This window comes from Micromonospora acroterricola (assembly GCF_003172955.1).
GTDB lineage: Bacteria > Actinomycetota > Actinomycetes > Mycobacteriales > Micromonosporaceae > Micromonospora > Micromonospora acroterricola.
Map to the genome: position 1 here is coordinate 19,744 of NZ_QGKR01000145.1, position 12,891 is coordinate 32,634.

Below are 12,891 nucleotides of genomic sequence, written 5' to 3' on the forward strand. Positions count from 1 at the left end.
AGGCCACCGTGCAGCTCGCCCTGGTCCACGCCCGCTACCAGCTCCTGGAGATCGTCCGGATTCCGGTGGCCGTCTTCGGCAGCGCCTTCTTCCCGGCCGCCGCGATGATCTTCTTCGTGGTGCCGTTCGCCGGGGAGGACGCGACCGGCGCCACCTTCGCCACCGCGTCGATGGTCACCTTCTCGGTGATGAGCGCCAACATCTTCCAGTACGGCGTCGGCGTCGCCGAGGACCGCGACCAGCCGTGGAACCCGTACACCCGGACCCTGCCGGCCGGGCCCGCGCCCCGGTTCGCCGGGCGGGTGCTAGCCGGCCTGGCGCTGACGTACCTGTCGCTGATCCCGGTCGTCGTGATCGGCGCGACGCTGACCGCGGCCCGGATCACCCCGGTGGCCCTCCTGCTGACCGTCGGCACCGTGGCCGTCATCTCGGTGCCGTTCACGCTGATGGGGCTCGCCATCGGCTACTCGCTGCCGAGCAAGGCCGCCATCGTGGTGGCGCAGGTGGTGTTCCTGCCGCTCGCGTTCGGCGGCGGCCTGCTCTCCGCGCCGGGCGAGGCACCCGGGTTCATCGAGACGATCTCGCCGTTCCTGCCCACCCGGGGCGCCGCCGAGCTGATGTGGGCGGCGGTCGGCGACTATTCGGTCGAGCCCCTGGCGCTGATCATGCTCGGCGTCTGGGTGGTGCTGCTCGCCACGCTCGCCGGCTGGGCGTACCGGCGGGATGAGGGTCGCCGGTTCAGCTGACGATTCGCCCGTTTCCACCCCGGTTCGCGGCGGGACGGTGCCAGGATTCCGGCAGGGGGCCGCCGTGGCCGCCGGGGCCGAGAGGGGTCTTGACGTGAGCACCGTCCCGCCGGGTACGCCCTGCTGGGCCGACCTGGCCACCCCGGACCTGACCGACGCGCGGCGCTTCTACCCGGAGCTGTTCGGCTGGACCGGGCAGGTGACGCCGGAGCCCGAGGCGGGCGGCTACACGGTCTTCCTGCTCAACGGGCGGGCGGTGGCCGGGGCCGGGCCGCCGGCGATCCCCGACCAGGTGCCGATCTGGTCGACGTACCTGGCCACCGACGACGCGGAACTGGTCGCCGGCCGGGTCGAACGGGCTGGCGGGCAGGTGGTGGTGCCGCCGTTCGAGGTGTTCGACCGGGGCCGGATGGCGGTGTTCGCCGACCCGGCCGGCGCCACCTTCAGCGTCTGGCAACCGCAGGCGATGCCGGGCGCCGAGGTGTTCAACGTGCCGGGCGCGATGAGCTGGACCGAGCTGGTCACCCCCGACCCGGAGGGTGCGAAGGTCTTCTACGAGCTGGTGTTCGGCTGGCAGCCGGACGACCAGCCGGTCGGCGGAATGACCTACACCGGATGGCGGCTCGGGGCGCAGATCGTCGCGGGGATGATGCCGCCGTTCGCCGACGACTTCCCGGCCGACCTGCCCGCGTACTGGACGGTGTACTTCGCGGTGGCCGACGCGGACGCCGCCGCGGCCCGCGCCGCCGGACTCGGCGGGACCATCCTGGTGCCGCCCAGGGACAACCCGGCGGGCCGCTTCGCCGCCCTCCGGGACCCCCAGGGCGCCCTCTTCTCGGTGATCGACCTGGGGCAGTGACCCTGCGCGATCTTGCGCTTTCCGTCGCCGGTGTGGGGCGATGGCCCCGAGTGCCGGGTCAGGTTCCGCTGCGTTGGGGGCGGACGGGGACCACCAGGGGGCCGTGGGTGCCGGGGACCACCCGGACGCTGGCGCGGTAGTGCGTGGCCAGCAGGTGCTCGGTCAGCACCTCCTCGGGGGTTCCGACGGCGACCACCCCGCGGTCGGCGAGCAGGACCATGCGGTCGGCGTACTCGCCGGCCAGGGAGAGGTCGTGCATGGTGGCGAGCACGGTCAGGCCGTGCTCGCGACGCAGCTGGTCGACCAGTTCCAGCACCTCCTGCTGGTGGCCGATGTCCAGGGCACTGGTCGGCTCGTCGAGCAGCAGCAGCGTCGCGCCCTGGGCCAGGGCCCGGGCGAGGAAGACCCGCTGCCGTTCGCCGCCGGAGAGGGTGGCCAGCTCCCGGCGGTGGAAGCCGCTGAGGTCCAACCGGGCGAGCACGTCGTGCACGGCGGCCACGTCCGCGGCCGACTCCCGGCCCAGCGGCGGGATGTACGGGGTGCGGCCCAGCAGCACGTAGTCCAGCACCGACATGCCGGGCGGCACCACCGGGGACTGCGCCACCGTGGCCACCACCCGGGCCCGGTCGCGGCGACGTAGCGCGGCGCTCGGCGTACCGAACAGGGTGATCGCCCCCTGCGCGGACAGCAACCCGCCGATGGCGCGCAGCAGGGTCGACTTGCCGGCGCCGTTCGGGCCGATCACGGTGACCCACTCGCCGGCGGCGACGGTGAGGTCCACGCCGGTGAGGATCGGCGTGCCGTCCAGGCTGACGTGCAGCCCCCGGACCTCGACGGCCGGCACACCGGCCGCGCCCGCGCCGGTCGCACGGTCCGCGGCGGCGGTGGGCTCGCGGCTCACGTGAACACCCGCCGGGCGGTACGCAGCACCAGCACGAAGAACGGGCCGCCGAGCAGGGCGGTGACCACCCCGATCGGGATCTCGGTCGGAGCGGCGGCGGTGCGGGCCACCACGTCGGTGAGCGCCAGGAACGCGGCGCCGAACAGCAGCGACAGCGGCAAAATGACCCGGTAGCTCGACCCGGCGAGCAGCCGGACGGTGTGCGGCACGATGATGCCGACGAAGCCGATCAGGCCGGTCGCGGAGACCGCCGCGGCGGTGCCCAGCGAGGCGGCGGCGATCAGCAGGTAGCGGGAGCGCTGCGGGTGCAGGCCGAGGCTCCTCGCCTCGTCGTCGCCGACGGCGAGGACGTCCAGCTCGCGGCGGTGCAGCAGCACCACCACGGTGGTCAGCACGGCGTACGGCAGCACCAGCAGCACATCGTGCCAGCCGGCGGTGGCGAGCCGGCCGAGCAGCCAGGAGTAGACCGGCTGGATGCTGTCGGAGTGCCGTTGCAGCAGGTACGTCTGCCCGGCGGAGAGGAACGCGGAGACCGCCACCCCGGCCAGGATCAGCATCGTGGGTGAGCGGCTCCGCCCGCCGGCACCACCGAGCAGGTAGGTCATCGTCACGGCGAGCAGGGAGCCGGCGAAGGCCGCCAGCGGGATGGTCATCGGCAGCCCGGTGATCGAGCCCTGCCGACCGGCGCCGCCGAGGGCGATCACCGCGGTGACCGCGAGCCCGGCGCCGGCGGCCACGCCGAGCAGGTACGGGTCGGCCAGTGGGTTGCGGAACACCCCCTGGTAGCAGCCGCCGGCCAGGGCGAGCAGGCCGCCGACGAGCAGGCCCAGCACCACCCGGGGCAGCCGCAGCTCGGTGACGATCGCGATCTCCCGCTCGGTCAGCCCGCTGTCCAGGTGCACCCCCGGGATCAGGTTGAGCAACTCGGCGGCGACGCTGCCCGCCGGCAGGCTGACCGGGCCCAGCGAAACTCCGGCGACCAGCGCGACGAGCACCGCGAACACGCCGGCGACGAGCCAGCGTTTACGCAGCCCGACGGGCCGCGACGCGGGTGGCGTCCCGGCCGGTCGGGTGGGTGGCGCCGGGGCGGCCACCAGCGGCGCCCCGGTCACCGAGCCTTCGTTCGTTCGCGACTGCGAGGATCGCAAACCCGGCTCACTCCTCGCGCTCACGGACGGACGACGGTCACGCGGGCACCTTGGCGACCGCGTCGATGATGACCCGGAGCAGGTCCACGACCCGCGGGCCCCAGCGGGAGGCGACGTCGTCGTCCAGTGCCACGACCTGGTTGTTCTTCACCGCGGTCAGGCCGGCCCAGCCGCTGCGCGCCTTGACCGAGTCGGCGTTCTGCTGGCAGCACTTGGAGTCGGCCAGGAAGACGAAGTCCGGGTTGGCCTTGACGATGAACTCCTGGGACAGCTGGGGGTAACCGCCGTTCTTGCCGTCCGCGTCGGCCGGGTCGGCGATGTTGCTCAGGCCGGCCTGGCTGTAGAGCGAGCCGATGAAGGTTCTGCTGGTCACGCTGTACAGCTCGGGGCCCAGCTCGTGGTAGTAGGTCAGCTTCTCGGCACGCTGCGGCAGGTCCTTGACCAGCTTGGCGATGTCGTCCTTCATCCGGGTGGTGACGTCGGTCGCCTGGTCGGCGTGCCCGGTCAGGGTGCCCAGCTCGGTGATCTGCCGGTACGAGTCGTCCAGGGTGGTCGCCGCCGGGGTCAGGTAGACCGGAATCTTCAGCTTGCCGAGCTGGTCGACGATCTTGTTGCGGTCGTCGGAGAGCACCACCAGGTCGGGGCTCTTGCCGGCGATCGCCTCGGCGTTGGGCTGGAAGCCGGAGAGGTCGGTCTTGGGCGCGTCGGCCGGGTAGTTGGAGTTGTCGTCGACCGCCGTCACCTGCGGGCCGGCGCCGATGGCGAAGAGCATCTCGGTGGCGCTGGCCGACAGCGAGACGATCTTCTCGGGGCGCTTGTCGAGCGTGAGCGAGCCGACCGTCACGGGGTAGTTGGCGGTCGCGGAGCTGGCGCCGGCGGCCGGTTCGTCGCCGGCCTTCTCGGCGCAGGCGCCGAGGGTGAGCGCGGCGACCGCGAGGGTCGCGGCGAAGAGCCGAGGGGTACGTCCGGACATTGGTCCTCCTGTCGGTCGAGGAGTGTGGTGCTTCGCCGACAGGACTTTCGTGCGCCCGCCCACGAGGCGCCCTTCCTCGAAGGCGCGTGTCGCGACCGATCCGCAGGCGACCTGGCTCGTCCCCGTCGTCAGGACGGGGCATCACAGTTGCGGGACAGCGCCGGTGTCGCACCGGCTTCGCTGCGGAGTGGTCGCTAAGACGGTAGCGCACGACCGGGACCACCCATGTTGATCTAGGGCATATCGTCGTGAGTTGATCTCACAACACGACGATATGCCCTGGATCGGCGTGGAAAGAGGACGAACGAGACGGAAGGGTGGGGCCCCGTAGGGGTGGGACGGGGCCCCACCCCGAATCAGGAGGCGGTGATGGTGACGTTGTCCACAGCCGCCTCCACGAGGCTCGCCGTGGAGGCGTCCGCCGCCTCGACCAGGATGCGCACCTGCTGGCCCGCGTACGGGGTGAGGTTGAGGTTGGCGACCGCCCAGGTGCCGTTGCGGTTGGCCGCCGCGCCGGCCTGGGTGAGCAGGGCCGTGGTGCCGCCGTTGTGCACCACGCTCACGCGCAGGTAGTCCGCCGAGGAGGCGTTCGACCCGTGGGCCAGGTACCAGGCCAGAGAGAGGGTCAGCGTGCCGGACGACGGCAGGGTCACCGCCGGGGACCGGGCGCTGGTCACACCGCCGTCGAGGTCGTAGTCACCGGCCGCCGTGCCGGCGAGCCGCCCGGTGACCAGGTCGTTGGCGCCGGCGTACGGGGTGAGCTGCTTGGCCCCGCTGGAGGTGGTCGCCTGGGCGGCGCCCCGCTCGAACGGTCCGGCCGTGGCGGTGTCGGTGCCGGCCGGGTTGGTGGTCCACCCGGTCGCGGTCTCGAAGGTGTCCGACCAGACCGTGGTGCCGCCACCCCCGCCGCCGCAGTACTGCGCCTGCTTGCCGATCGCCCGGTACGGGCAGTCGGCGTACTCGCTGAGCATCAGCACCGCCTCCCGGTTGCGGGAGGTCTGCGCCGGGATCACCTCGTCCGGCGGGTAGAAGCCGCCGCCGCCGGACGACCCCGGGTACATCTCGAAGGTGTACGCCCAGATGTTGTGGGTGGCCCACATCCAGTCGAGGCTGTCCCCGTCGGTGATGTAGAGGTCGCTGGACTGTTCCGGTGTGTAGTTGTTGGTGGCCGCCATCTGCTGCCCGATGGTGGCGAAGGTGTTGTACTGGTCCGCGCTCATCCCCGTCGCGGTGTTCGCGGTGGTGTATCCGTACGGCCAGAGCACCAGCTGCGAGTACGTGTGGAAGTCGATGTTCGCCTTGATCTGCTGTGTCCCGCCGACCACGCGGCTGTTGACGAAGTTGCGCAGCGCCTGGGTCTCCGGCGCGGAGAACGCCGACGGGCCACGGTAGGTCTCCGACGAGGTGGAGCCGGACGAACCACCGCAGCAGCCCCAGTTGTAGCCCCAGTTGCGGTTCAGGTCGGTGCCGACGTTGGACGAGCCGCTGTTGGGCTGCCGGTTCTTGCGCCAGGAGCGGTAGGAACCGGTGGCGATGTCGTACTCGCTGCCGTCCGGGTTGACCGTCGGCACGATCCAGATCTCCCGGCTGTTGACGATGTTCGTGATCCGGGAGTCGCCGCCGTAGCTGTCGGTGAAGAGGTTGAGCAGGTAGATGGCCATCTCGACGGTCAGGTGCTCGCGGGCGTGCTGCTGGGCGTTGAACAGGATCTCCGGCTCACCCTCGTCGGTGCCGACGTTGTCGGAGATCTTCACCGCCATCAGGTCGCGGCCCTCGTACGACGTACCGATGCTGATCTTGCGGGCGATGGCCGGGTGGTCGGCGACGGCCTGGTTGACCACGGCCGTCAGCTCGGCGTAGTCGTGGTAGTTGGAGTCGGCGGGCGGGAAGGCCAGCGTGCCCACCTCGCCGGCGCCGCGCTCGGCGTTCGGCGGCGGGGCGAGCGGTTCCAGCCGGAAGCCGAGCCGGCCGATCGCGGCGGCCTCCGTGGCGGTTGCCGAGATGTGCAGCACGCCGTGTTCGGAGTAGTCGATGGCGGCCCCGGTGCGGGCCACCGCGGTTCGGTCGGCGACGGTCCGGGGGCCGAGCACCCGGTAGCCGGCGGCGGGCTGTTCGGCGGTGCGGTCCGGTGCCGGTCGGGCGGCGACCGGGCCGGTGGCGACGGTGACGACTCCCAGCCCGGTGACGACGGCGAGCACCAGGAGGCGGCGGAGAGGGATGGACGCGCGGAGCGCCATGGACTACCTCCTCAGAGGGCGGGAGATCCCGCTCGGTGGAGGACACTTCACCACCGGTCACATGGTCATATCAATATTTGTCTCTGTCTCCCCCATCCCAGGTGGACCATCGCTGCGGCAATGATTTTCCACCTGTGAACATCTGGCGAAACTTCCTTCCAAGCGAGACACTGACCAGCGACGATGCCCCTCTCGACACCGCGGAGCACCCATGGCCAGATCCCGCCTGCGCGCGGCCGCCCTCGCCGGCGTCACCGCGCTCACCATGCTCGCCACCGCCGCGCCCGCGGCCGCGGCCCAGCCACTCGCCGGTGGCCGACCGCCCACCACCGTCCACGACGAGCAGATCACCTTCCAGGACTGGTCCGGGCCCGCCGACTGGCACCGGGGCAGCCGGGCCGGCACGCGCGTCGTGCCCGGCCTCCGCTCGGGCGTCACGCTGGCCCGCCCGGCCGGCACCACGGAGTACGCCGACCCGCACACCGGCGTCACCCGCAGCTGGGAGTACGGCACCTGGACCTCGCCGGTGACCCGGATCGGCTTCGACGCCACCGAGCTGATCGCCTCGTGGAACGCCGAGACCCCCGCCGGCACCTGGATCCAGGTGGAGATGCAGGGCAGCTACACCAGCGGTGACCAGACCCCGTGGTACGTCATGGGCCGCTGGGCGTCCGGCGACAGCGACATCAAGCGGACCACCGTCAACCGGCAGGGCGACCCCTGGTCGACGATCTGGACCGACACCTTCAGCATCGACGACGCCGCGGCCGGGGTGCTGCTGCGGTCGTACCAGCTGCGGCTGACCCTCTACCGGGCACCCGGGCAGACCGCCGCGCCCGTGGTCCGGATGCTCGGCGCGATGAGCTCGACCGTGCCGGACCGGTTCACCGTCACGCCGAGCGCCGGGCACATCGCCTGGGGCGTCGAGCTGCCGGTGCCGCGCTACTCGCAGAACGTGCACTCCGGGCACTACCCCGAGTACGACGGCGGCGGCGAGGCCTGGTGCTCACCGACCTCCACGGAGATGGTCGTCGAGTACTGGGGACGCCGACCGTCCACGGCCGACACCTCCTGGGTGGACCCGACCTACCCCGACCCGACGGTCAACCACGCCGCGCGGATGACCTACGACTACGCGTACGACGGCGCCGGCAACTGGCCGTTCAACACCGCGTACGCGGCCAGCTTCCCCGGCCTGGAGGGCCGGGTGACCCGGATGCACTCGCTCGACGAGCTGGAACGCTTCATCGCCGCCGGCATCCCGGTCGTGACCAGCCAGTCCTTCCTCGCCAGCGAGCTGGACGGGGCCAACTACGGCACCTCCGGGCACCTGTTCGTGGTGGTCGGCTTCACCGCCGACGGCGACGTCATCGTCAACGACCCCGCCTCGTCCAGCAACGACGTGGTGCGCAACGTCTACCAGCGGAAGCAGTTCGAGCAGATCTGGCTGCGGACCAAGCGGATCAACGCCACCGGCGGCGTCTCCGGCGGCTCGGGCGGCGTCGCGTACCTGATCAAGCCGACGTGGAAGTCCTGGCCCCGGGTCCCCGGCTCCACCAACTGGTGACCCATCCGGCCGAGCGCACTTAATCAAGAGGTTTGCGTCGCCGGGAGTCGTCCTGATGACGCAAACCTCTTGATCAGCGCGAGGGTCGGTCGGTGGGAGGCTCGGGGTCGGTGGAGGGCTGATCGTCGCCGGCCAGGGCGGAGCGGAGGCGCTCCTTCTCGTCGCGGCGGCGCGCCGCCGCGCCGGCCATCTCCTCGGCCATCTCGTCCCGCCAGCCGCGCAGCAGGAAGAAGGACAGCGCGGCGGAGAAGGCCAGCGCCAGCATCAGCTTCAGGAACACGTTCATGTCGATCAACCAGAGGCCCGCCAGCACGGCCACGAACAGCCCGATCCGACCCAGCGTGTACTTGACCGCCGCGCTCACCTGCACCACTCCGTTCTCCGTCACCCGCCAGTGCCGGCGGAAGGTCGACCCGCCCGGCGGGCGGTCGGGGTCAGCCGGTCCGGCGGGCCAGCCAGCGGACGCCCGGGAACCAGACCGTCGCGTACGCCACGGTGAACGCCGCCGCCGCCAGCACCCCGGAGAGCAGCGGCGGCAACCCGGCGCCGAGACCGGCGATCAGCAGCCCGGCGAACACGCCGACCGCGGCGGCGACCAGCGCAGCCACCACCCGGGCCGCGCCGAACTCCCAGGCCCGGAAATCGTCCCAGAAGAGCCAGGCCGGCAGGATCACCGCCAGCCAACCGTTGGTGTGCCCGAAGTCGCCGGCGCCGATCGAGGCGAACGCCCAGTCGAACAGCACGAGCGCCAGCGCGCCGATGACCAGGCCGGCAAGGCACACCCCGAGCAGGTCGCCCAGGGTACGGACGCGCCCCTCGGCGTCCCGCCGGGGAAAGCCGCCCTGCTGCTCGGATCCGCGTCGCTCGGTCATCGACTGCGAGGGTACGTGGTGGCTCAGGCCCACACCTGCTGCGGCTCGGCGCGGCGCTCGGCCAGCGACGGGGCCTTGTCGTACTCCCGGACCACGTTGTAGCGGGTGTCCCGCTCGACCGGCTGGAAACCGGCGTCCCAGATCAGGTGCAGCAGGTCGTCCCGGTGCATGGTGCTCGGGGTGCCGTACGAGTCGGCGTCGTGGGTGATCTTGTATTCGACGACCGAGCCGTCCAGGTCGTCCACGCCGAAGTTGAGCGAGAGCTGGGCGACCGAGAGCCCGTGCATCACCCAGAAGTTCTTCAGGTGCGGCACGTTGTCGAAGAGCAGCCGGGAGACGGCGAACGTCTTCAGCGACTCGGCCGGCGAGGCCATCGTGGTGCGCGCCTGGATCTTGTTACGGATCTTGCCGTCCGCCGAGTCCACGAAGTCGTGCTGGTAACGCAGGGGGATGAAGACCGCGAAGCCGCCGGTCTCGTCCTGCAGCTCGCGCAGCCGCAGCACGTGGTCGACCCGGTGCCGGGGCTCCTCGATGTGGCCGTACAGCATGGTCGCCGGGGTCTTCATGCCCTTGCTGTGCGCCAGGGCGTGGATGCGCGACCAGTCCTCCCAGTGGCAGGCGTGGTCGACGATGTGCTGCCGGACCTCCCAGTCGAAGATCTCCGCGCCACCGCCGGTCAGCGACTCCAGACCCGCGTCCATCAGCTCGTCGAGGATCTCGTCGGCGCTCAGGCCGCTGATCTTCTCGAACCACTGCACCTCGGTCGCGGTGAAGCACTTGAGCTTGACGTTCGGCAGCGCCGCCTTCAGCTCACGCAGCACCTTCGGGTAGTAACGCCAGGGCAGCGTCGGGTGCAGGCCGTTGACGATGTGCAGCTCGGTGAGCTGCTCGTCCTCCATCTCCTTGGCCTTGCGGACCGCCTCGTCGATGCGCATCGTGTACGCGTCCTTCTCGCCCGGCTTGCGCTGGAACGAGCAGTACGCACAGGACGCCGAGCAGACGTTGGTCAGGTTGAGGTGCCGGTTGACGTTGAACATCACCCGGTCGCCGTTGAGCTCGGTGCGCTTGTGGTGGGCCAGCCGCCCCAACCAGGCCAGGTCGTCACTGTCGTAGAGGGCGACCCCGTCCTCCCGGGTCAGCCGCTCACCGGCGTACACCTTCGCTTCGAGCTCACGCTTGAGTCCGGCGTCCATGGCACGTCCCTTCCACCTGCGGTCCCGGTCGAGCGTACGTCGGGACGCCGACAGGCCCGGCGGCACGGTCGGCGGCAGCGACCCACTTCACCAGACTCTCAGCCTCCCGTAACCCGGCGATGCATCGACATCACTGCCCGCGTGCGGTAAGACAGGGTGGGGCGGAACACACACTGGTACCGTCCCGACGGTCGCGCCCATCGAGCGCGGCGACGGGCAGCGGGACGGGGAGCGGAATGGTCTACAGCGGGCGCGGGCGACGGCAGCGACGACGGAGCCCGGTGGTCTCACCGGTGCTGCGTCCGAGGCTGTGGGCCGCCCTGCTCGGGGCGGTCGCCGCCGCCGTGCTGGCCACCCCCGCGTACGCCGAGCCCGGCCTGCCCACGACGGTGCCGGACACCGGCTCGCGCCCGGCCGTGGTCGGCGCGCTCCAACTGCCCGGCGGCGCGCCCGTCGCCGGCATCCCGGTCCCGCCGGTGCTGAACGTCGGCGCCGGCCCGCTGGCAGCGCAGATCGCCGCGGGCGAGACCCAGGTCGGCACGCTCGGCGAGGCGCTGCTGCTGAGCCGGCAGAAACGAGCGGACGCGCAGACCCAGCTGGAGGCCGCCGGCAGGGCGCTGGCAGCGGCGCAGGACAACCTGCTTCGCGCCCAGCAGGCGGCCGACGTCGCCGCCTCCGACGCGTTCAAGGCGGCCGCCGCACTGCCACCCGGCGACCTGGCCAACGACATCCAGGGGCTGAGCCGCCTCCAGCGGATCGCCCGCGGCGAGAAGGTCGAGCCCGGCACCACCGGTGTCGCCGGGGAGCTGTCCCGGGCCCGCAGCGGCGAGCAGCTCGCCTACCAGGCGCACGCCACGGCCAAGACCCAGCTCGACGCCGCCGAGGTCGAGTTCGCCGCGGGCGAGAAGGCGCTGCGCACGGCCGAGGCCAACCTGCTCAAGCTGCGCCGCGACAATGCCGCACAGCTCATCGAGATCGAGCGCCAGCAGGAGGCCGCCGAGCAGCAGCTCGGCGCCGGCTACCTCGTGGGCCAGAACGTCAGCGGGATGGCCGCGCACCCCCGGGCGCTGGCCGCGGTCCGGTACGCCCTCGCCCAGCTCGGCGACCCGTACAAGTGGTCCGAGGAGGGGCCGAACCAGTTTGACTGCTCCGGCCTGATGTGGGCGGCGTACCGGTCCCGGGGCGCCGACTACTTCTCGCTGCCCCGGGTCTCCCGTGACCAGTACGCCGCCACCCGGTCCCGGACCGTGCCGCAGAGCGCGCTGCTCCCCGGCGACCTGCTCTTCTTCGCCTCCGGCAGCAGCTGGACCTCCATCCACCACGTCGCCATGTACATCGGCAACGGCAAGATGGTGCAGGCGCCCACCACCGGCGACGTCGTCAAGGTCTCGGTCGTCCGCTGGTCCCGGCTGTACGCCGCGACCCGGGTGATCGGCGCGGTGCCGGCCCCGACCGTCCCGGTCCCGACCGTGCCGCCCAGCCCGAAGCCGACACCGAAGCCCACCACGAAGCCGACGCCCACCACCAAGCCCACTCCGAAGCCGACCGGTTCGGCGACCCCGACTCCCACCGGCAGCGCGACGCCGACCCCGACCGGCAGCGCGACGCCGACCCCGTCGCCGAGCACGACCAGGACGCCGACGACGCGGCCGACGCCGCCGACCAGCGCGCCGGCCACCTCGGCCCCGGCCAGCACGCCGTCGGCCAGCCGGAGCAGTACGACGAGCGACGGCCCGACCCCGAGCGCGACGGGCAGCCCGAGCACCGGAAGCTGAGCCGCCACGATCCGCTCCGGCTGTCCGCTCGGGGCGATCTGTGGCACCGTGACATCCAGGCACACCCGGCCCGGCGTCACGGGCCCGGGTGCGAGCATGGCACGGAGGGCGGAGATGGCCGAGCAGAGTGATCCGGCGGAGAAGGACGGCCCCGTCGCGGTCGACCAGCCCGTGCCACCGAGGCCGGGCGCCGCTGACCCGGAACCCGGCGACGACGCCGTTCCCGCCGTCTCCGCCGACGGTCACGTCGATGCCGCCGCCAGCGCCACCGATGCTCCCGCCGGCACCGAGGCTCCCGCCGGCACCGCCACCGACGCCCCCGCCGGCACCGAGACTCCCGCCGGCACCGCCGCGGACGCTTCCGCCGGCACCGAGACTCCCGCGGACGCCGGGCAGCCGGCACCTGACGCGGATCCGGCCGCCGCTCCGGTCCGGGCCCGGGCCAGCGTCGTGACCGCCACCGCGCAGCCCGCTGACCTCCCGGCCAGCGCCCGGGCCACCGCCACCACCTACCGGGCGACCGCGTCCGCCACTCCGCCGGGCATCCCGCTGCCCGCGCAGCGGGAGGGCTCGACCGCCCCCGCCCGGGCCAGCGCCACGGTGCCCGGCAGCAGCCGGGC

The 12,891-nt window shown here is 72.3% G+C and carries 11 protein-coding genes, 1 pseudogene and 1 riboswitch; of the genes and pseudogenes, 5 read left to right on the plus strand and 7 right to left on the minus strand.

What is annotated here, in order from left to right:
- Nucleotides 1-8: 8 nt before the first annotated feature.
- Nucleotides 9-746 (plus strand): ABC transporter permease, encoded by a 738-nt coding sequence (locus DKT68_RS07300; RefSeq protein WP_109816649.1) that lies wholly within the window; start codon nucleotides 9-11, stop codon nucleotides 744-746.
- 94 nt (nucleotides 747-840) lie between these two features.
- Nucleotides 841-1,605, plus strand: coding sequence for a VOC family protein (locus DKT68_RS07305; protein WP_109816650.1), 765 nt, complete (start codon nucleotides 841-843; stop codon nucleotides 1,603-1,605).
- A 58-nt stretch (nucleotides 1,606-1,663) separates the two neighbouring features.
- Here the strand turns inward: DKT68_RS07305 and DKT68_RS07310 are convergent, their stop codons facing one another.
- The 4 genes from DKT68_RS07310 to DKT68_RS07325 form a co-directional block, all read right to left on the minus strand.
- Nucleotides 1,664-2,449 (minus strand): ABC transporter ATP-binding protein, encoded by a 786-nt coding sequence (locus DKT68_RS07310; protein ID WP_109816657.1) that lies wholly within the window; start codon nucleotides 2,447-2,449, stop codon nucleotides 1,664-1,666.
- 53 nt (nucleotides 2,450-2,502) lie between these two features.
- Nucleotides 2,503-3,603 carry a FecCD family ABC transporter permease gene (locus DKT68_RS07315; RefSeq protein ID WP_407940699.1) on the minus strand — a complete coding sequence of 367 codons (1,101 nt, stop codon included), beginning with the start codon at nucleotides 3,601-3,603 and terminating at the stop codon, nucleotides 2,503-2,505.
- Between the two features lie 88 nt (nucleotides 3,604-3,691).
- Nucleotides 3,692-4,627: an ABC transporter substrate-binding protein gene (locus tag DKT68_RS07320; RefSeq protein ID WP_109816651.1), complete on the minus strand. Its 936-nt coding sequence runs from the start codon at nucleotides 4,625-4,627 to the stop codon at nucleotides 3,692-3,694.
- Between the two features lie 84 nt (nucleotides 4,628-4,711).
- Nucleotides 4,712-4,857, minus strand: a riboswitch (cobalamin riboswitch).
- 126 nt (nucleotides 4,858-4,983) lie between these two features.
- Nucleotides 4,984-6,864 carry a M14 family metallopeptidase gene (locus tag DKT68_RS07325; protein ID WP_109816652.1) on the minus strand — a complete coding sequence of 627 codons (1,881 nt, stop codon included), beginning with the start codon at nucleotides 6,862-6,864 and terminating at the stop codon, nucleotides 4,984-4,986.
- Nucleotides 6,865-7,075: 211 nt separating this feature from the next.
- Between DKT68_RS07325 and DKT68_RS07330 the strand changes: the two genes are divergently transcribed.
- Nucleotides 7,076-8,431 (plus strand): C39 family peptidase, encoded by a 1,356-nt coding sequence (locus tag DKT68_RS07330; protein ID WP_109816653.1) that lies wholly within the window; start codon nucleotides 7,076-7,078, stop codon nucleotides 8,429-8,431.
- Between the two features lie 73 nt (nucleotides 8,432-8,504).
- Here DKT68_RS07330 and DKT68_RS07335 read toward each other — a convergent pair whose 3' ends face one another.
- The 3 genes from DKT68_RS07335 to mqnE form a co-directional block, all read right to left on the minus strand.
- Nucleotides 8,505-8,795 (minus strand): DUF4229 domain-containing protein, encoded by a 291-nt coding sequence (locus tag DKT68_RS07335; RefSeq protein WP_109816659.1) that lies wholly within the window; start codon nucleotides 8,793-8,795, stop codon nucleotides 8,505-8,507.
- A gap of 70 nt (nucleotides 8,796-8,865) precedes the next feature.
- Entirely contained in the window at nucleotides 8,866-9,303 is a 438-nt protein-coding gene (locus DKT68_RS07340) for a hypothetical protein (protein ID WP_109816660.1), read from the minus strand.
- A 23-nt stretch (nucleotides 9,304-9,326) separates the two neighbouring features.
- Entirely contained in the window at nucleotides 9,327-10,496 is a 1,170-nt protein-coding gene (gene mqnE / locus DKT68_RS07345; protein WP_109816654.1) for an aminofutalosine synthase MqnE, read from the minus strand.
- Nucleotides 10,497-10,732: 236 nt separating this feature from the next.
- Between mqnE and DKT68_RS07350 the strand changes: the two genes are divergently transcribed.
- On the plus strand, nucleotides 10,733-12,271 hold the full coding sequence (locus DKT68_RS07350) for a C40 family peptidase (protein ID WP_109816655.1): 1,539 nt from the start codon (nucleotides 10,733-10,735) through the stop codon (nucleotides 12,269-12,271).
- Nucleotides 12,272-12,367: 96 nt separating this feature from the next.
- A pseudogene (locus DKT68_RS32350) lies at nucleotides 12,368-12,891 on the plus strand (hypothetical protein); the annotation flags it as partial.

Coding starts and splice junctions, on each gene's coding strand:
- DKT68_RS07340 (WP_109816660.1), bottom strand. CDS start 9,303: ATGACCGAGCGACGCGGATCCGAGCAGCAGGGCGGCTTTCCCCGGCGG.
- DKT68_RS07330 (WP_109816653.1), top strand. CDS start 7,076: ATGGCCAGATCCCGCCTGCGCGCGGCCGCCCTCGCCGGCGTCACCGCG.
- DKT68_RS07325 (WP_109816652.1), bottom strand. CDS start 6,864: ATGGCGCTCCGCGCGTCCATCCCTCTCCGCCGCCTCCTGGTGCTCGCC.
- DKT68_RS07350 (WP_109816655.1), top strand. CDS start 10,733: ATGGTCTACAGCGGGCGCGGGCGACGGCAGCGACGACGGAGCCCGGTG.
- DKT68_RS07320 (WP_109816651.1), bottom strand. CDS start 4,627: ATGTCCGGACGTACCCCTCGGCTCTTCGCCGCGACCCTCGCGGTCGCC.
- mqnE (WP_109816654.1), bottom strand. CDS start 10,496: ATGGACGCCGGACTCAAGCGTGAGCTCGAAGCGAAGGTGTACGCCGGT.